Source organism: Thermomonospora echinospora (assembly GCF_900108175.1).
GTDB lineage: Bacteria > Actinomycetota > Actinomycetes > Streptosporangiales > Streptosporangiaceae > Thermomonospora > Thermomonospora echinospora.
The window spans coordinates 77640-94471 of sequence record NZ_FNVO01000014.1; the positions used below are offsets into that span (position 1 = coordinate 77640).

15 protein-coding genes are annotated in these 16832 nt (G+C 73.2%); 12 read left to right on the forward strand and 3 right to left on the reverse strand.

Annotation, left to right across the window (positions count from 1 at the left end; translation table 11 throughout):
- Nucleotides 1–9: 9 nt before the first annotated feature.
- The 5 genes from nirB (at nt 10) to C4U03_RS42585 (ending at nt 5925) form a co-directional block, all read left to right on the forward strand.
- Entirely contained in the window at nt 10–2550 is a 2541-nt protein-coding gene (gene nirB, locus C4U03_RS26915) for a nitrite reductase large subunit NirB (RefSeq protein ID WP_103941398.1), read from the forward strand.
- Nucleotides 2547–2924, forward strand: coding sequence for a nitrite reductase small subunit NirD (gene nirD / locus C4U03_RS26920; RefSeq protein ID WP_103941400.1), 378 nt, complete (start codon nt 2547–2549; stop codon nt 2922–2924). Before nirB ends, nirD begins: the two co-directional genes overlap by 4 nt.
- Nucleotides 2925–2963: 39 nt before the next feature.
- Entirely contained in the window at nt 2964–4139 is a 1176-nt protein-coding gene (locus tag C4U03_RS26925; protein WP_103941402.1) for a uroporphyrinogen-III synthase, read from the forward strand.
- Nucleotides 4136–5029, forward strand: a complete 894-nt coding sequence (locus C4U03_RS26930) for a sirohydrochlorin chelatase (protein ID WP_103941404.1) — start codon at nt 4136–4138, stop codon at nt 5027–5029. Before C4U03_RS26925 ends, C4U03_RS26930 begins: the two co-directional genes overlap by 4 nt.
- 116 nt (nt 5030–5145) lie before the next feature.
- Nucleotides 5146–5925 carry a VOC family protein gene (locus tag C4U03_RS42585; protein ID WP_103941406.1) on the forward strand — a complete coding sequence of 260 codons (780 nt, stop codon included), beginning with the start codon at nt 5146–5148 and terminating at the stop codon, nt 5923–5925.
- Here C4U03_RS42585 and C4U03_RS26940 read toward each other — a convergent pair.
- Nucleotides 5909–6421 carry a MarR family winged helix-turn-helix transcriptional regulator gene (locus tag C4U03_RS26940; RefSeq protein WP_146087543.1) on the reverse strand — a complete coding sequence of 171 codons (513 nt, stop codon included), beginning with the start codon at nt 6419–6421 and terminating at the stop codon, nt 5909–5911. The two genes, C4U03_RS42585 and C4U03_RS26940, sit on opposite strands and share 17 nt — an antisense overlap.
- A 98-nt stretch (nt 6422–6519) precedes the next feature.
- Here C4U03_RS26940 and C4U03_RS26945 point away from each other — a divergent pair, with 98 nt between their 5' ends.
- Both C4U03_RS26945 and C4U03_RS26950 read left to right on the forward strand, forming a co-directional pair.
- Nucleotides 6520–7500 carry an ATP-binding cassette domain-containing protein gene (locus C4U03_RS26945; RefSeq protein ID WP_103941410.1) on the forward strand — a complete coding sequence of 327 codons (981 nt, stop codon included), beginning with the start codon at nt 6520–6522 and terminating at the stop codon, nt 7498–7500.
- A gap of 4 nt (nt 7501–7504) precedes the next feature.
- Entirely contained in the window at nt 7505–8371 is an 867-nt protein-coding gene (locus C4U03_RS26950) for an ABC transporter permease (RefSeq protein WP_103941412.1), read from the forward strand.
- 64 nt (nt 8372–8435) lie between these two features.
- Here C4U03_RS26950 and C4U03_RS26955 read toward each other — a convergent pair whose 3' ends face one another.
- Nucleotides 8436–9791, reverse strand: coding sequence for an RNA polymerase sigma factor (locus tag C4U03_RS26955; protein ID WP_103941414.1), 1356 nt, complete (start codon nt 9789–9791; stop codon nt 8436–8438).
- A gap of 275 nt (nt 9792–10066) precedes the next feature.
- Between C4U03_RS26955 and C4U03_RS26960 the strand changes: the two genes are divergently transcribed.
- Both C4U03_RS26960 and C4U03_RS26965 read left to right on the forward strand, forming a co-directional pair.
- A complete protein-coding gene (locus C4U03_RS26960) occupies nt 10067–10690 on the forward strand; it encodes an RNA polymerase sigma factor (RefSeq protein ID WP_407701454.1) in 624 nt (207 codons plus the stop codon).
- A complete protein-coding gene (locus C4U03_RS26965) occupies nt 10687–11718 on the forward strand; it encodes a CU044_5270 family protein (protein ID WP_103941416.1) in 1032 nt (343 codons plus the stop codon). The genes C4U03_RS26960 and C4U03_RS26965 overlap by 4 nt, the downstream gene beginning before the upstream one ends.
- A gap of 123 nt (nt 11719–11841) precedes the next feature.
- Here C4U03_RS26965 and C4U03_RS26970 read toward each other — a convergent pair whose 3' ends face one another.
- Complete coding sequence (locus tag C4U03_RS26970) at nt 11842–13005, reverse strand: AMP-binding protein (protein ID WP_103941418.1); 1164 nt, start codon at nt 13003–13005, stop codon at nt 11842–11844.
- Between the two features lie 97 nt (nt 13006–13102).
- On the opposite strand from C4U03_RS26970, the gene C4U03_RS26975 reads away from it, so the two are divergent.
- The 3 genes from C4U03_RS26975 to menD all read left to right on the forward strand — a co-directional run bounded on the left by C4U03_RS26975 (nt 13103) and on the right by menD (nt 16729).
- Complete coding sequence (locus C4U03_RS26975) at nt 13103–14002, forward strand: 1,4-dihydroxy-2-naphthoyl-CoA synthase (protein ID WP_103941420.1); 900 nt, start codon at nt 13103–13105, stop codon at nt 14000–14002.
- A 94-nt stretch (nt 14003–14096) separates the two neighbouring features.
- Nucleotides 14097–15059: an o-succinylbenzoate synthase gene (locus C4U03_RS26980; protein WP_235018171.1), complete on the forward strand. Its 963-nt coding sequence runs from the start codon at nt 14097–14099 to the stop codon at nt 15057–15059.
- Entirely contained in the window at nt 15056–16729 is a 1674-nt protein-coding gene (menD, locus tag C4U03_RS26985) for a 2-succinyl-5-enolpyruvyl-6-hydroxy-3-cyclohexene-1-carboxylic-acid synthase (RefSeq protein ID WP_103941424.1), read from the forward strand. Before C4U03_RS26980 ends, menD begins: the two co-directional genes overlap by 4 nt.
- Nucleotides 16730–16832 lie beyond the last annotated feature (103 nt).

Consider the following 16832-nt stretch of genomic DNA (forward strand, 5'->3'; position numbering starts at 1 on the left):
TATCGGCGCATGGACGTCGGAGGGGATACCCGCAGAAGACTGGTCGTGATCGGCCATGGCCCGGCCGGCCACCGGCTGGTGGAGGCCCTGCGCGAGCGGGACACCGCGGGCGCCTGGCAGATCACCGTGATCGGGGAGGAGACCCGTCCCGCCTATGACCGGGTGGCGCTGACCTCGTACCTGACCGAGGACGCCGAGCTGGCGTTCCCGGCCCACGGCCCCGGGGTGAGGCTGCACACCGGCGACCCGGTCACCGGGATCGACCGCGCCGCCCGCACCGTGACCACCGCCTCCGGGGCGGTCGTCGGCTACGACGCGCTGGTGCTGGCCACTGGCTCGTCCCCGTTCGTGCCACCGGTGCCGGGCCGCGACCTGCCCGGTGTGTTCGTCTACCGCACCATCGACGACCTGGACGCGCTGCGCGCCCATTGCGCCGCCCGGCCCGACGCCGGCGGCGTGGTCGTCGGCGGCGGCCTGCTGGGCCTGGAGGCGGCCCGCGCGCTGCAGGGCCTGGGCGTCGACACCCATGTGGTCGAGGTGGCGCCCTGGCTGATGCCGCGCCAGCTCGACGAGGGCGGCGGCGCCATGCTGCGCCGCCACATCGAGTCGCTGGGCCTGACGGTGCACGCGGGCACGCCGATGGCGGGTCTGGAGGCCGGCCCGGACGGCGGGGTCGCCCGGGTGAGGCTGAGCGACGGGTCGGCGATCGAGTCCTCAGTGGTGGTCTTCTCCGCCGGCATCCGGCCCCGCGACGAGCTGGCCCGCGGCTGTGGGCTGCCGGTCGGCGAGCGCGGCGGCATCGTCGTCGACGCGACCTGCCGCACCGCGGACCCGGCCGTGTGGGCCGTCGGCGAGTGCGCCCTGGTGGACGGCCAGGTCTACGGGCTGGTCGGGCCGTGCTTCACGATGGCCGAGGTGGTGGCCGACCGGCTGCTGGCCGAGGCGACCGGCGGCCCCGGGCAGGCCGCCTTCGGCGGCGCCGACACCTCTACCAAGCTCAAGCTGATGGGCGTGGACGTGGCCAGTTTCGGCGACCCGTTCGCCGACCGGGCCGAGGGGACCCTGGGCGTCACCTACACCGACCCGGTCGGCGGCGTCTACAAGAAGCTCGTCGTCAGTGACGACGCCCGCACCCTGCTGGGCGGCGTGCTGGTGGGCGACGCCACGACGTACCCGACGCTGCGCGCCTACGTCGGCGCCGAGCTGCCCGGCAGCCCCGAGCAGACGCTGTTCGGCGGCACCGAGCCGGCCGGCGGCGACCTGCCCGGCGCCACCGTCATCTGCAGTTGCAACAACGTCTCCGCCGAGACCATCCGCTGCTCGATCCGCGACGAGGGCCTCACCGACGTGGCCGCCGTCAAGGGCTGCACCCGGGCCGGCAGCTCGTGCGGCAGCTGCGTCCCGCTGGTCAAGAAGCTGCTGGACGCCGAGCTGGTCGCGGCCGGCATCGAGGTCAGCAAGGCGATCTGCGAGCACTTCGAGCACAGCCGCGCCGAGCTGTTCGACATCGTGCGGGTCCGCCGGATCACCACGTTCACCCAGCTGATCAACGAGCACGGGCGGGGCCGGGGCTGCGACATCTGCAAACCCGCGGTCGCCTCCATCCTGGCCAGTCTGGGCAACGGCCACATCCTGGACGGCGAGCAGGCCGCGCTGCAGGACACCAACGACCACTTCCTGGCGAACCTGCAAAAGAACGGCACCTACTCGGTGGTGCCGCGCATCCCCGGCGGGGAGATCACCCCAGACAAGCTGATCGTGATCGGCGAGGTGGCCCGCGACTTCGGCCTCTACACCAAGATCACCGGCGGGCAGCGGATCGACCTGTTCGGCGCCCGGGTCGACCAGCTCCCGCAGATCTGGAAGCGGCTGGTGGACGCCGGGTTCGAGTCCGGCCACGCCTACGGCAAGGCGCTGCGCACGGTCAAGTCGTGCGTCGGGTCCACCTGGTGCCGCTTCGGCGTGCAGGACTCGGTCGCCATGGCGATCCGGCTGGAGCTGCGCTACCGGGGGCTGCGCGCCCCACACAAGCTCAAGTCCGCAGTATCGGGCTGCGCCCGCGAGTGCGCCGAGGCGCAGAGCAAGGACTTCGGCGTCATCGCCACCGAGCGGGGCTGGAACCTGTACCTGGCCGGCAACGGCGGGATGCGGCCCCGGCACGCCGACCTGTTCGCCTCCGACCTCGACGACGAGACCCTGATCCGCTACATCGACCGCTTCCTGATGTTCTACATCCGCACCGCCGACCGGCTGCAACGCACCGCGAGCTGGCTGGAGGGCCTGGACGGCGGGATCGACTACCTGCGGGAAGTGATCGTGGAGGACCGGCTGGGCATCTGCGCCGAGCTGGACGCGGCGATGGAGCGGCACGTGGCCGCCTACTCCGACGAGTGGCGCGACACCCTGGCCGACCCCGACAAGCTGCGCCGCTTCGTGTCCTTCGTCAACGCCCCCACAGTGCCCGATCCGAGCATCGCCTTCGCACCCGAACGAGACCAGATCAAGCCGGTACTGCTGGCCGGACCGCAGCTGGAGGTAGTGAGCCGATGACCGCCGACGTGCAGACCGGGCCCGCGCACGCCGTCCCGGCACCGACGACGACCCGCTGGCACGAGGTGTGCGCCTACGAGGATCTGCTGCCCGAACGCGGCGCCTGCGCGCTGCTGGAGGGCATCCAGGTGGCGATCTTCCGGACCTTCGACGGCGAGCTGTTCGCGCTGTCCAACTTTGACCCGTTCAGCGGGGCCTACGTGATCGCCCGGGGCATCCTCGGCACCCGCGGCGGCACCCCCACCGTGGCGTCCCCCATGTACAAACAGGTCTTCGACCTGCGCACGGGCCGCTGCCTGGACGACACCGAGGTGGCGCTGCCGACGTTCGGCGTCCGCCGCACCCCGGCCGGCCGGGTGGAGGTGGCGCTGTGAACGCACCGGACGATCTGGCGGAGGCGGGCTCGGCCGGCCATGAACACTGACAGTGAGCCGCTGGCCGGGTTCGCGGTCGGGGTGACCGCGGCGCGGCGGCACGAGGAACTGGCCGCGCTGCTGGAGCGGCGCGGGGCGCGGGTGGTGCACGCCCCCGCGATCCGGCTGGTGCCGCTGTCCGACGACGCCGAGCTGCTGCACGCCACCAACGTATGCCTCGGCGAACGGCTCGACCATGTGGTCGTCACCACCGGCATCGGGTTCCGCGCCTGGCTGGAGACGGCCGACGGGTGGGGGCTGCGCGAGGAGCTGATCGACCGGCTGCACAAGGTCCGCATCCTGGCCCGCGGCCCCAAGGCGCGCGGCGCCATCCGCTCGGCCGGTCTGCAGGAGGACTGGTCGCCGGACTCCGAGAGCTGCGAGGAGGTGCTGCGGCACCTGCTGGCCGAGGATTTGACCGGCGCCCGGATCGCCGTCCAGCTGTACGGCGAGCCGCTGCCGGACTTCACCGGCGCGCTGCGCCGCGCCGGGGCCGAGGTGATCGAGGTGCCGGTCTACCGCTGGTCGCGCACCGACGACTCCACGCCGCTGCGCCGGCTGGTCGGGCAGGCCGTGGCCGGCACCGTGGACGCCATCACCTTCACCAGCGCGCCCGCGGTCACCGCCACGCTGGCGGTGGCCGCCGAGGACGGGCTGGAGGAGGCGCTGCTGGAGGCGCTGCGCACCCACGCGGTGGCCGCCTGCGTCGGGCCGGTCACCGCCCAGCCGCTCACTGAACGGGGCGTGCCCACCGTCCAGCCCGAACGGGCCCGGATCGGGGCGCTGGTCCGCGCCATCGTCTCTGACCTGCCTCGGCGGCGGGCCCGGCTGATCAACGTCCGCGGGCACGCCCTGGAGCTGCGCGGGCACGCCGTGGTGCTGGACGGGCAGCTGCGGCCGATCGCCCCGGCACCGATGGCGATCCTGCGGGCGCTGGCCCGCCGGCCCGGCCATGTGGTGTCCCGGGCCGAGCTGTGCACGGTGCTGCCCAGCCGGATGATCACGGGCGGCGGCCTCTGGGCGCGCGACGGTCGCCCGCAGGCCGACGAGCATGCGGTAGAGATGGCGGTGGCCCGGCTGCGGCGCGGCCTCGGCCGCTCCGGCATCATCGAGACGGTGGTCAAACGCGGCTACCGGCTGGCCTGCGACCCGGTGCGGATGGAGATCCCGCGATGACCCCGGCCACCCTCCTTGCCGTGGCGCACGGCACCCACGACCCGGCGGGCCCGGCCACCGTGCGGGCACTGCTGGACCGGGTGCGCGCGTTGCGTCCCGGGCTGCGGGTCGCCGAGGCGTACGCGGAGCTCGCCTCCCCCTCGCTGGAGGAGGCGGTGCGACAGACCCGCGGGCCGGTGGTGGCGGTGCCGCTGCTGCTGGCCCGCGGCTACCACGCCCTGATCGACATCCCCGGCCGTCTCCAGGAGGCCTGCGGCTCCCGCGTCGTCACGGTCGCCCGCCCGCTGGGCCCGCACCCCCTGCTGAGCGAGGCCCTGGCCGACCGCCTGGCCGCCGCCTGCCTCATCGGCCCCTCATCCGTCCCGGACGGCGACAGCCAGGACCGTCCGGAGCACCCGTTCGCCGCCATGCCGGGCGGCCCCGGCCGCCTCGGGCCGGGGCGCTCCCTGCCGCGGCCGGCGCGGCCGGGGATCGCGGGGGCGAGTCTTGCCGGGATGGGGCTTGCCGGGGTGGATGCGGTGGTGCTGGGGGCGGCCGGGTCGTCCGATCCGGCCGGGGTCGCCGACGTGCGGGCGGCGGCGCGGCTGCTGACCCGGCGGCTGCGGCGGCCGGTCCGCCACGGGTTCGTGGCGGCGGGGGAGCCGGGGCTGGCCGAGGCGGTCGCCCGGCTGCGCGAGCACGGCGCCGAGCGGGTGGCGGTGGCCGCGTACCTGCTGGCGCCCGGCTTCTTCCACGACCGGATGAGCGGGGCCGGGGCGGATCTGGTCAGCCCGCCGCTCGGGGCGCACGACGCGGTTGCCCGCCTGGTGCTGCGCCGCTTTGACGAGGCTCGGGCCCGTACGGGCGGATGGCGGTCGCCGCGGGAGATGGCGGGCCGGGCGGCCCGCTGAGCGGCTCTCGGAGCGGCCCCCGAAACGGCCTTGGCGATGCCGATTCCGCCGGTGACCTGAGCATTTACCGTCACTCGGCGTAACCTGGCGGCACACCTCGATGGAGGGGGCCGGCGATGCCCGAGATGACGTCCTACGAGCCCGGCGAGCCCTGCTGGGCCGACCTGGCCAGCCCTGATCCGGAGGCGGCCAAGGTCTTTTACGGGGGGCTGTTCGGCTGGGGCTCATCCACCCCGGCGGACCCCGGGTTCGGCGGCTACACCAGTTTCACCCTCGGCGGGGTCGAGGGCGACGAGGTGGCCGGGCTGATGGAGCTCATGGACGAGCGGCAGCCGCCGGCCTGGACCTGCTACATCAGCGTGGCCGACGCCGACGAGACCGCTGACGCGGTGACGGCCGCGGGCGGGCAGGTGTACACCCCGCCGATGGACGTGGCGGGTCTGGGGCGCATGGCGGTCTTCGGCGACTCCCAGGGCGCGGTGTTCGGGGTCTGGGAGCCGGGCGACTTCGCCGGCGCCCGGCGGGTCAACGAGCCCGGCGCGCTGTGCTGGACGGAGCTGGCCTGCCGCGACATCGAGGCCGCCAAGGCCTTCTACGGCAGCGTCATCGGCTGGGAGTCCGTCACCGAGCCGGCCGGCACCACCACCTACACCGAGTGGACGACCGACGGTCGTTCCATCGCCGGCATGGTGCAGATGAACGAGGAGTGGCCCGACGACGCCCCGCCCTACTGGATGCCCTACTTCGCCGTCGAGGACTGCGATGCCGCGGCCGACAAGGCGGTCGCGCTGGGCGGGAGGGTGCCGGTGCCGCCCACCGACATCCCGCCCGGCCGTTTCGCCGTCGTGGCGGACCCGGATGGGGCGTACCTGTCCATCATCAGGTTGACCGGCTGACCCGGTCCGGCTCCTGGTGCCGTACCGCCGGTGCGAAGCGGGGGTCGTGGTGGACGAGCACCTTGAGCAGCAGTTCCTGGAGCGTGTCCCGCTCGTGCGGCGCCAGCGGGGCGAACACGGTGTCGTTGAGCCGCTCGCCCCGCGCCCGCCAGTCGTGCAGCGCCCGCCGTCCGGAATCGGTCAGGTGCAGCGCATAGCGCCTGCGGTCGCGGGGGTCGCGCCGCCGCTCCACATGGCCGAGCCGCTCCAGCTCGTCGACGACCCCCACCATGTCGGCCGGGTTCACCCGCATCCGCTCGCTGACCTGGCGCTGCGACATCGGGCCGTGGCCGTCCAGCCAGGCCAGCGCCACCACATGGGGTGGCCGCAGCCCCCCGGTCGGGAACAGCTCCGCCGAGGTCCGCCGGGCCAGCTTGAGCAGCTCGGCCATCAGGTGGGTCGGCAGCAGCAGCACCGGGTCGGGCGCCACCGGGCCCGCACCGCACCGATCGTGCACGGGGATCGCCTTACCCATCTCGACCTATCTCGCTTGACCGAGATATAGGGAATTCCTACTGTTGGGGAGCCTAATCCATTCTGTCGAGGAGGTCGCCCATGACCACGGGGGAGCCCGCGGTCGCCGTTGCCGGGCTGGTCAAGCGCTTCGGCGACGTCACGGCGGTGCAGGGCATCGACTTCACGGTGGCGTCCGGCGAGATCTTCGGCTTTCTCGGCCCCAACGGGGCGGGCAAGTCCACGACGATCAGCATGCTGTGCACCCTGCTGCGGCCCACCGCGGGCACCGCGCAGGTGGCCGGGCACGACGTACTGCGCGAGCGCGACGACGTGCGGCGCAACATCGGGCTGGTGTTCCAGGACCCCACCCTGGACGGCTACCTGTCCGGTGAGCAGAACCTGCGCTTCCACGCCGAGCTGTACGGGGTGCCCCGCGCGGCGGTCGCCGACCGGATGCGCCAGGTGCTGGAGATGGTCGGGCTGTGGGAACGGCGGCGCGACAAGGTCCAGACCTACTCCGGCGGCATGAAGCGCCGGCTGGAGATCGCCCGCGGGCTGCTGCACTCCCCGCGGGTGCTGTTCCTGGACGAGCCCACCGTGGGGCTGGACCCGCAGACGCGGGCGTCCATCTGGGACTACATCCGCCAGCTCCAGGCCGCCGAGCAGATCACGATCTTCATGACCACCCACTACATGGAGGAGGCGGAGTTCTGCGACCGCATCGCGATCATGGACTCCGGACGGATCGTGGCGCTGGACACCCCCGAGGCGCTCAAGGCCAGCGTCGGCAAGGACCGGGTGCAGCTGCACACCGATGACGCCGAGGCCGCCATCGCCGCGCTCAAGGAGCGCTTCGACCTTGACGCCGCCGTCCGCGAGGGCGCGGTCACCTTCGCCGTCCCCGGCGGCGAGGAGTTCGTGCCCCGGCTGTTCGCCGAGCTGGGCATGCCGATCCGGTCCGTGAGCGTGGCCCGGCCCTCGCTGGACGATGTGTTCATGTCCTACACGGGCACCACCATCAGGGACGCCGAGGGCTCGTCCCGGGACTGGATGCGGATGGCCGCGCGGGGGAGGGCGTGAGGCGATGACGGCGACGACGGCCACCGAGGTGGTGCGGGTCCAGGTGCCCGAGCGCAGCGTCCGGCACGACCTGCGCGCGGTGAAGATCGTCTTCCATCGGGAGCTGCTGCGGTTCTGGTCGGACCGGATGCGGATGATCTCCGGGCTGATCCAGCCCGCGCTGTGGCTGCTGGTGATGGGCACCGGCCTGTCCAGCCTGATGGCCACCGGCGGCGGGGAGGTGGACCTGAAGACGTTCATCTATCCCGGCGTGTGCGCGATGACGGTGATGTTCACCGCGATGTTCTCGGCCGCCTCGATCGTGTGGGACCGCGAGTTTGGCTTCCTGCGGGAGATGCTGGTGGCTCCGGTCAGCCGCGGCGCCATCGTGGTGGGCAAGTGCCTGGGCGGAGCGTTCGTGGCCACCGCCCAGGGGGTGGTGATCGTCGCGATGGCGGGGCTGGCCGGCGTGCCCTACGATCCGCTGCTGATGCTGACGCTGGTGGGCGAGCTGTTCCTGGGAGCGTTCGCGCTGACGGCGTTCGGGGTGCTGCTGGCGGCCCGGATCACCAACATGCAGTCCTTCTTCGCCATCATGCAGATGGCGATGATGCCGATGTTGTTCCTGTCCGGGGCGCTGTACCCGCTGTCGGGCCTGCCGGGCTGGCTGGCGGTGCTGACGAAGCTGAACCCGCTGACCTACGCCGTCGAGCCGATGCGGCAGGCGGTGTTCAGTCGCCTGGACCTGTCGCCGGAGCTGGAACGGGCGTTCAACTCGGGCGTGACCTGGAACGGCTGGCCGGTGCCGGTCTGGCTGCAGCTGGTCATGGTGGCGGTCATGGGGCTGGGCCTGCTCGGGGTGGCCGTCGTCCAGTTCCGCCGCGGCGACTGAGCCGGACGGCCCCGCCACGCCGAACGCCCCCGGAGGATCTTCCTCCGGGGGCGTTCTCGGGCGGTCAGACCGCGAAGTCCAGCAGCGGCATCGCGTTGCTGGGGTGCCGCAGCTTGGACAGCGACTCCTTCTCCAGCTGGCGGATCCGCTCCCGGGTCAGCCCGAGATGCCGGCCGATCTCGTCGAGGGTGCGGGGCGTCCCGTCGTAGAGCCCGAACCGCATCGACATGATCGTCTCCTCCCGCGGCGAGAGGATCGACAGGGTGCGGCGCAGCTGGTCGGCCATCAGCTGCCGGTCGACCATCTCCGAGGCCTCGGGGCTGTCGATGTCCTCGATCAGGTCGCCGATGCGGGTCTCGCCGTCCTCGCCGATGGTGGAGTCCAGGCTGATCGGCTGGCGGCTGGTGCGCAGCAGCTCGCGTACCTGCGCCGGGCTCTTGTCCAGCTCGGCGGCCAGCTCCTCGGGGGTGGGCTCGCGGCCCAGCCGCTGGTGCATGTCGCGCTCGACCCGGCTCAGCTTGCTGAGCATCTCCAGCACGTGCACCGGCAGCCGGATGGTGCGGGCCGAGTCGGCGAAGCCGCGCTGGATCGCCTGCCGGATCCACCACATGGCGTAGGTGGAGAACTTGAAGCCCTTGGTGTAGTCGAACTTTTCCACCGCGCGGATCAGGCCCAGGTTGCCCTCCTGGACGACGTCCAGCAGGGACAGCCCGCGGTCGGAGTACTTCTTGGCCACCGACACCACGAGCCGCAGGTTGGCCTCCAGCATGTGCGACTTGGCGCGGCGGCCGTCCTCGGCCACCCACTCCAGGGCCTCGCGCATGTCGGGGGACAGGCCGACCTCGTTCTCCAGCTTGTACTCGGCGTACAGCCCGGCCTCGATGCGCTTGGCCAGCTCGACCTCCTGCTCGGCGGTGAGCAGCTGCCGGCGGCCGATCGACTTCAGGTAGGTGTGCACCGAGTCGCCCATGGAGCTCGACACGTCGTCGAGGTCGGCGGGCTCGGTCTCGGCCTCGGCCGCCTCGATCGGCTCGGTGGGCTCGACCGCCTCGATCTGGAAGGCGTCGTCGTCGGCCACGCTCACCGGGGCGTCCGCCGGGCCGCCGGGCTCCTGTGCGGCGGCGTCGGCCTTGGCCCTGGCGGTGCGGCGCTTGCCCGCGGCGGCCTTGCCGCGGGCGGGCCTGCGGGCGGTGGCGGACGCGGCCGCCGGGGTCTCGTCCTCGGAGGCCAGGCTCACGCCGGCCTCGGAGATCTCGCGCAGGATCGAGCGGCCCTGGGCCGGACTGATCCCGGCGGCCTCGAAGGCCGCGCGCACTTCGCCGAGGGAGAGGTGACCCTGGGCACGGCCACGCTCCAGAAGGTCTTCGAGCGGTGCGGTTGTCGCCTCCTGGGGCGGGGCCTGTACGGCGGTTCGCGGCATGAGGACACCCCCCTCCCTTCCATATGACGTACGTGATGGACGCATACCTCACCTGTGGGCGGATGCGTTCTTTGCTGGTGGTTTGCGCTGCTGTGCGCACTATTCGAAACGCCCCACGGGGCCGATGTTGTTCCCGGCCGGGGTGGCGTCCCAGCTCATCCCCGACCTTACTTTGTCAAGGTGGCAGGCTGAAAAACACCGGGAACCGCTCGACGACCACGGACGGAGTAGGAGTGAATCCACGAGAGAGGACTCCCCATGAACGGACGTGGTAGGTGTTGACCGCCCCCACGGACACGGAGCCGTCCATCCCCCTGTCCGGCGGGCCGCCCACCGACGCGGTCCTGGTGCAGGAGTCGTGGCGGATGCCCGAACGGTTCGCCGTGCTCTTTGACCGGCACGGCGACGAGATCCACCGCTATGTCGCCCGGCTGCTCGGGGCGCAGGCGGCCGAGGACGTCGTCGCCGAGACCTTCCTGACGGCCTTCCGCAAGCGCACCTCCTACGACACCTCGCGGCCCGATGCCCGCCCCTGGCTGTACGGGATCGCGACCCTGGCCGCACGGCAGCAGCGGCGGGCGGAGATGCGCCGGCACCGGGTGCTGGCCTGGGCCCGGGCCGACCACCCGGCGGACACGTTCGACGACCGCAGCGCCGAGCGGGTGACCGCCCAGCGGCTGCAGCCCAGGCTGGCCAAGGTGCTGGCCGGGCTGCCGGCCGCCGACCGCGATCTGCTGCTGCTCATCGCCTGGGCGGAGCTGAGCTACGAGGAGGCCGCCGAGGCGCTCGGCATCCCCATCGGAACGGTGAAATCGCGCCTGCACCGGATCCGCAAGAAGGTGCGCCGAGCGTTCGGTGACATCGATCCCCTGGCGACCTACGAGGAGCCCCGGTCATGACCCGTGACGAGATCATGCTCTTCCGGGAGGCGCGCCCCGACGTGCCCCCCTACGACCCCCACGCCAAGGCTCAGGCCCGTGCGAGGCTGCTGGCGGCCGCCGGCGGCGAGGCCAAGACGACGCCGGCCAGGCAGGCCAGGCGCCGCAGCGGACCGATGACGACCCGCAGGCGCTTCCTGGCGGTCGCCGCCCTGACCACGGGAGTGGCGGTCGGCGTCACGGTGGTGCAGGGCGTGGAACTGCCTGGCGGAGCCGAGCCGGGCGGGTCCGGCGGCCGTGTGTCGCTCAGGCCGGTCGCCGACGCCGAGGACCTGGCCGCCAACGCGGCGCTCAAGGCCGCCGCCGAGCCGGACGACCGTCCCCGGCCCGGTCAGTGGTCGTACGTCAAGACAGTCCTGGCATCTTCGTCCAAGGGGAGCGGGGGAAGGCTGTTCGGGCCTCCCGACCGGCGACTCACCATTGAGCGCTGGACCAGCGCGGACGGCAGGCGTATAGCGATCAGCCAGGACGGCGGGCCGCTGGAGTTCGGGGAGGACGGCCCGGCCCATGGGGTGTCGCCGAGGAGCGACTACCCGTACCTGCTGTCTCTGCCCACGGACACCGGCGCGTTGCTCGCGGAGATCCACCGGGGGATCGAGCGGGAGGGCGGCTGGCCGAGCGAGCGCAGGGACCAGCGGGCCTTCGAAGTCATCGAGATCTACCTGCGCGACGTCGTGCTGCCGGCCAGGGTCCGGGCCGCCATGTACGGGGCGCTGACCAAGATCCCTGGGGTGGAGTACGAGGCCGGGGCCGCCGACATTGTCGGGCGTCCCGGAGTGACGCTTCACCTCCTGGCGGAGGGCTACCTCCGCTACGAGGTCATGATCGACCCCAGGACCTACGAGTACCTGGGCTTCCGCTATGTCGCCGTACGCGACCACCGTACGCAGGGCCTGGACGGGGAGTCGCACGTCAGGAAGGGGCAGATTCTCGGCTGGGGCGGCATGGCGGAGTCCGGCATCGTCGACGAGGCCGGTCGGCGGCCTTGACCGCGATGCCCCGCCCGGCGGCCTTGACCGCCGTGCCTCCTGTGGTGGCCTGTGGGGTGCCCGTGGCGTGATCACGGGCGGGCCGGGCGGCCGCCTCGGGGGCCGTGCGCCCTGCCGCCGCGGTCAGGCCCGTGCGGTGCTCGCCGTCCGGAGCGCCTGGCGGTCGGGTTTGCCGGAGGGTAGCAACGGGATGGCCTCCAGCAGTTCCAGCTCGCGGGGGGCGGCGTACACCGGCAGGGTCCGGCGGACCAGGTCGCGCAGTTCGCCGAGGGTGGGCGGGTCACCGGCCGGGACGACCACGGCGGTGATCCGCTCGCCCCACTCGGGGTCCGGGCGGCCCACCACCACGACGTCCTTGACCTGCGGATGCCCGGCCAGCACCGCGGCGACCTCGGTGGCCAGCACCTTCTCCCCGCCGGTGTTGACGACGTCGTCCATCCGGCCCAGCACGCGCAGCCGGCCGTCCTCGACGGCGCCGAGGTCCTGGGTGAGGAACCAGTCCCCGTCTCGTGCCTCGGCGGTGGCCTGGGGCCGGAGCCGGTATCGGGAGAACAGCACCGGCCCCGCCAGCCGGATCCGCCCGTCCGGGCCGAGGTCGGCGCGCACCCCGTCCAGCGGGACGCCGTCGTAGACGCAGCCGCCGCTGGTCTCGCTCATGCCGTAGGTGGTGAAGATCCGCGCGCCCCGGGCGCGGGCCTCGGTCAGCAGCCCCGGTGCGGCCGCGGCGCCGCCCAGCAGGATCGACCCGAAGCGCGACAGGTCCACTCCCGCGTCCATCAGGCGGCGCAGCTGGGTGGGTACCACCGACAGGTGACGGGCCCGTGCCTGCGCGACGGCCGCGGTGTCGAAGCGCGGCATGATCACCGGCTCGGTCCCGGAGACCAGGGAGCGCACCAGCACCTGGAGACCGGCGATGTGGCTGGTGGGCAGGCAGCACAGCCAGCGGTCGCCGTCGGCGGCGCCGATCCGCTCCAGGGTGGCGGCGGCCGAGTGGCGCAGCGCGCCCGCCGGCAGCTCCGCGATCTTGGGGACGCCGGTGGAGCCGGAGGTGGCGATCAGCACCGCGGTGTCCGCGGCCACCGGCTCGCCGGCACGGTGCGGGCGCACGCCGTCGGCGGTCTCGACGGTGGCCGGGGCGAGCGCGTCCAGCAGCGTCCGCAGCGCCGGGCGCGGCAGCTCGGGGGACAGCGGGCAGATGGCCGGGCCGGTGCCGTCGAGGGCGGCGGCCAGCGCCCGCCACAGCCGGGGGCCGGGCGGGAGGACGAGGGCGTGCACCTGGCGATCCATGTCGCGGCCAGCCTAGACCGCCCCTTCGAACGCGTTCGAATCGGCGGGGCGGTTGAATGGACGCGGCCGGCGAGCGGCGCCGGCGAGAGAGGGACACATGGTTTCGGAGCTGTTCGATCCTTCCGCCTGGAAGGAAGTCGAGGGATTCTCCTTCACCGACATCACCTACCACCGGGCGGTCGACCAGGGCACCGTGCGGATCGCCTTCGACCGGCCCGAGGTGCGCAACGCGTTCCGGCCGCACACGGTCGACGAGCTGTACCGAGCGCTGGACCACGCCCGCATGTCCAGCGACGTGGGCTGCGTGCTGCTCACCGGCAACGGGCCGTCTCCCAAGGACGGGGAGTGGGCGTTCTGCTCCGGCGGTGACCAGCGGATCCGCGGCCGGGACGGCTACCGGTACGCCGAGGGGGAGACCGGTGAGACGATCGACCCGGCCCGCACGGGGCGGCTGCACATCCTGGAGGTGCAGCGGCTGATCCGGTTCATGCCCAAGGTCGTCATCTGCGTGGTGCCGGGCTGGGCGGCCGGCGGCGGGCACAGCCTGCACGTGGTGTCCGACCTCACGCTGGCCAGCCGTGAGCACGCCCGCTTCAAGCAGACCGACGCGGATGTGGGCAGCTTCGACGGCGGGTTCGGCTCGGCGTATCTGGCCCGGCAGGTGGGGCAGAAGTTCGCCCGGGAGATCTTCTTCCTGGGCGACGAGTACGACGCCGAGGCTGCGCACCGGATGGGCATGGTGAACGCGGTGGTGCCGCATGCCGACCTGGAGCGCACCGCGCTGGAGTGGGGCCGTAAGATCAACGGCAAGAGCCCGACCGCGCAGCGGATGCTGAAGTTCGCCTTCAACCTGATCGACGATGGGCTGGTCGGCCAGCAGGTGTTCGCCGGTGAGACCACCCGGCTGGCGTACATGACCGACGAGGCGGCCGAGGGACGGGACTCCTTCCTGGAGAAGCGCGACCCCGACTGGTCGCGTTTCCCCTGGTACTACTAGGCCGGTACGGTTCGGTACGGGCTGATACGAGGCGAGGCGGCGCGGGCGCGCATAGGGGCAGGGGGTCGAGCGGGTGCGGGTCTACTCCATCCCGATGCGGACGCGGTTTCGCGGCATCACGCGCCGGGAGGGCGTGCTGATCCAGGGCCCCGCGGGCTGGGGGGAGTTCTCCCCGTTCGCCGAGTACGGTCCCGGTGAGTGCGCCCGCTGGCTGGCGGCGGCGCGCGAGGCCGCCCATGACGGGTGGCCCGCCCCGCTGCGCGAGACGATCCCGGTGAACGTGACGATCCCGGCGGTTGACCCCGAGCGGGCGCATGAGATGACCCGGGTGTCGGGCTGCCGGACCGCCAAGGTGAAGGTGGCCGAGCGGGGGATCGACCCGGCCCGTTCCGACGCCGAGGACCTGGCCCGCGTGGAGGCGGTGCGGGACGCGCTCGGCCCGGACGGCCGGGTGCGCGTCGACGTCAACGGCGCCTGGGATGTCGACCGTGCGGCACGGATGATCAGACGGCTGGACCGGTTCGACCTGGAGTACGTCGAGCAGCCCTGCGCCACGCTGGAGGAGCTGGCCCGGGTGCGGCGGCTGGTGGACGTGCCGGTCGCGGCCGACGAGTCGATCCGCCGGGCGGAGGATCCGCTGAAGGTGCGCGCGGCCGGGGCCGCCGACATCGCCGTGCTCAAGGTGCAGCCGCTGGGCGGGGTGCGGGCCGCGCTGCGGGTGGCCGAGCAGACCGGGCTGCCGGTGGTGGTGTCCAGCGCGGTGGAGACCTCGGTGGGGCTGGCGGCCGGGCTCGCCCTGGCCGCCGCGCTGCCCGAGTTGCCGTACGCCTGCGGGCTGGCCACGCTGTCGCTGCTGGAGGGCGATGTGGTCGTCGACCCGCTGGTGCCGGTGGACGGCCGTATCCCGGTGCGGCGGCCGGAGCCGGACCCCGGCGCGCTGCGCCGTTACGAGGCCGGCGCGGACGAGGGGGCGGGCTGGCGGCGCCGGGTCGCCGACGCCCAGGCCCTGATGGACGCGCCGCCGGTGATCGCAGTCACCCGAGGAGTCATGCCATGAACCCCGCGACCGCCCTGGCCACGGTGCTGGTCGACGAGCTGCTGCGCTGCGGCATGACCGACGCGGTGCTGGCCCCCGGCTCGCGGTCGGCCCCCCTGGCACTGGCGCTGCACGCGGCGGCCAGGGCCGGACGGATGCGGCTGCATGTGCGCGTCGACGAGCGGTCGGCGTCGTTCCTGGGGCTGGGGCTGGCCAAACGGTCGGGCCGCCCGGTGGCGCTGGTGTGCACCTCGGGCACGGCGGCGGCCAACTTCCATCCGGCGGTGATCGAGGCCCACCAGTCGGGGGTGCCGCTGGTCGTGCTGACCGCCGACCGGCCGCCGGAGCTGCGCGACACCGGCGCCAACCAGACCATCGACCAGCTGCGGCTGTACGGGACGGCGGTCCGCTGGAGCTGCGAGATCGGGGTGCCCGAGGACCGCCCCGGCATGGTGGCGTACTGGCGGTCGCTGGTGAGCCGGGCGTGGGGGCTGGCGCTGGCGCCGTCGCCGGGTCCGGTGCACCTGAACGCCTCCTTCCGCGAGCCGCTGATCCCGGACGGCGACGACGGCTGGTGCGAGCCGCTGGACGGCGACGCCACCGGTGCGTGGACCCGGGTGCGGGCGGCCACGCCCGGGTCGGTGCTGCACGTGCCGCCGACCCGGCGGGGTGTGCTGGTCGTGGGGGACGGGGCGGCCAACGTCAAGCGGTACGTGGCGGCGGCGTCGATGGCCGGCTGGCCGGTGTTGGCCGAGCCGAACGGCAACGCCCGCTACGGCGACCACGCCCTGTCCTCGCATCACTTCCTGCTGGGGACACCGGAGTTCATGGAGCGGCACCGGCCCGAGGTGGTGGTGACGCTGGGCAAGCCGGGCCTGTCGCGGCCGCTGCTGTCGCTGCTGCGCCGTGCCGAGGAGCACATCGTGGTCGCCCCGGACCTGACGCGCTGGCCCGACCCGGTGCGCTCGGCCACCCAGGTCGCCCAGGAGGTGGAGATCCCGGTGGTGTCCGGCGACGACGGCTGGCTGCGGTCGTGGCGGACGGCGGATCTGGCGGCCACCCGGGCGGTGGACGCGGTGCTGGACGCCGGGGACGAGGTGAGCGAGCCGCGGCTGGCGCGCGACCTGGTGGCCTCGATGCCGGGCGGGTCGCTGCTGTTCTGCGCGGCGAGCATGCCGATCCGGGACCTGGACCAGACGATGCGGCCGCGGCGGGGCATCCGGATCATGGTCAACCGGGGGGCCAGCGGCATCGACGGGCTGGTGTCCACGGCGATGGGGGCGGCGCTGGCGCACAGCGGCCGCTCGTACGCGCTGCTGGGCGACCTGGCGTTCCTGCACGATCAGAACGGGCTGATCCTGGGGCCGCACGAGCCCCGGCCGGACCTGGCGATCGTGGTGGTCAACAACCAGGGGGGCGGGATCTTCTCGCTGCTGCCGCAGGCGGCGCTGCCCGACGACCCTTTCGAGCGGGTCTTCGGTACCCCGCACGAGGCGGACCTGGCCTATCTGGCGGCCGCGCACCGGCTGCCGTACACGCTGCTGGAGTCGGCCTCGGACCTGCCGAAGGCGATCTCGGGGCAGGGGCTGCGGATCGTGGAGGCGCGGACCGACCGGGAGGCCAACGCCGCGCTGCACGCGCGGATGCGCCGCGCTGCCCAGGAGGCGGTCCGCGCCGTCATGGGCGGCTGACCGCCTCCCGCCTCCCAGCGCCCGGTTCGCTCCGGTCGGCCAGTATGTGATCTACAACGTAAAGGCGCTGGCCGGGATAAAGAGACGACCCCCTCGATCCGGT